Here is a 1,745-nt window from a genome sequence, read left to right on the forward strand (position 1 = left end):
GATTTAAGAGTTCGTATATATTTTTTGAGGTGGTTTCTTGTATATCAAAAAAAGTATAACTAGAAAAATGGTCTTTATATTTTTCTATCAAATGATGACTTCGAGGATGCAGTCTCAAAGAGATCTGAAATTTATCCTGAAGATTATTGTCAATTATCGTGTTAACCGCCTTGGTTATCATTGATTTTGTATGGTTGTGAGTATATTGCTCAATAAATACAATATTCTTGATCTTTTTACCTTCTCTATTGCTTCCATTCTTATAGGAAAATAAGTCTAACTTCCCTCCCACCAGCACTTCTGGTGCTAAATCGTCTTTTACTGGCTTTATGTATTTTCTTGAAGTCTCACCCCAGACCCAAAAACTATCTGGCAAGATATCCTTTTGATGATCAAATTGTTTCAAGTTATGAAAGTTTGGCCCCAGAATCCCATGTTGTACTTCTGCCGTTTTTATTCCCAGCTGTTTGCAGGCAATAACCGCAGCCAGGCGTTCAGAAGAGTAAAAGCTGGTTAACATGAGAAGCTTGGGTGAGATGTTAGATAAAATATCTATGAAATTATCTGATCTTATAAAGATAGATTTAATCCATCTGTCAACATAATCATAACTGAATGGGCATAATAATTTGTTCTTTCGAATGAAGAAGAAGAGTTCTTTCAGTCCTCTTATATTACGTTCTTTAAAATTATTGGGTATAAATTTATCAATCGGTTTCTTGTAGTACAGTACATCTCTTTCAAATTTGATTTTTCTAAAGCTGTTATCAAATGGAAGAATGCTCAACTGTGAAAACTCTGACATTTCATCTTGAATAGGCTGAAAAATTCTATTTTCTGAAGAACCGTTCTCGTTCAAAATTAATGAGTCAAGAGCTTCAAGAAAAACAATGTCATACTTATTATTAAGGCAATGCTTTTCTTTCGCCAATAGCAAATTATCTCCAACCTCTTTTGCGAAAAGTTTGTTTTGACGGAACGAGGTATCTCTATTAAAAACTGAGTAAGTTTTTCTATTGGCAGAAGCCAATAGCCCGGCACTATCAAAAGACCACAGGTGAAGGCCTGCTAATAAGCACTTTACAGCGTTCCAGACATGCCAGTTGTTAAATCTTATGTTTTTTACGTTAAACTCTTGTTCAATACGACTGATGTTTTCTTCAACAACTTTAGGGTTTATTGAAAATGAGTCCATTTTAAATGATTTCTAGTTTGTAGTTGATTTTAAGGCCATACTTTTTTTCTAGAAATAGTTTTTTCTCATATTGTTTTTTTGCCCGGTTGTCAACTAAATTGCTATATAACATGTTGCTTCTTGGGTTGAAACCGTTACGTATTGTATATTGCTTCAATCTGAATAAGCTTTTTTCAAAATTGCCGCAATGATAATAGCATTCAGCAGATTTTATTATTGATGATTTAGCCGCTTTATGCGTATTTATAATGTACTCATAATACCCCAAAGCTCGATCAAAATTTCTAAGTGCGTGATATGAATCACCTATCAATTCAACTATTGGCATGCCGTATTTATGCTGAATTTCATCATATCTTTCTTTAGAGAACAGTCGTACAACTTTATAAAAGGATCTCATTCTAAAGAGTTCTCTGGCAATATCTACTTTAAGAGTCTCATGAACTTCATAAAAACGTATAATTCTTTCAGCAGAAAAATTATTGTTAGTCCTACGATATACTTTTGAGAATTTTACAGCTAAAGGGAATGTCTTTGGGCTGATCTTGCA

General features: G+C 33.2%; 2 protein-coding genes. Both read right to left on the reverse strand.

The genetic code is table 11. The features are described from left to right. On the reverse strand, positions 1-1,195 hold a 1,195-nt coding region (locus KDK17_RS12280; protein ID WP_257288184.1), incomplete at its 3' end, for a hypothetical protein. Position 1,196: 1 nt separating this feature from the next. Then, on the reverse strand, positions 1,197-1,745 hold a 549-nt coding region (locus tag KDK17_RS12285), incomplete at its 5' end, for a hypothetical protein (protein ID WP_257288186.1).

It is taken from the genome of Endozoicomonas sp. SESOKO2 (genome assembly GCF_024606245.1).
Taxonomy (GTDB): domain Bacteria; phylum Pseudomonadota; class Gammaproteobacteria; order Pseudomonadales; family Endozoicomonadaceae; genus Endozoicomonas_A.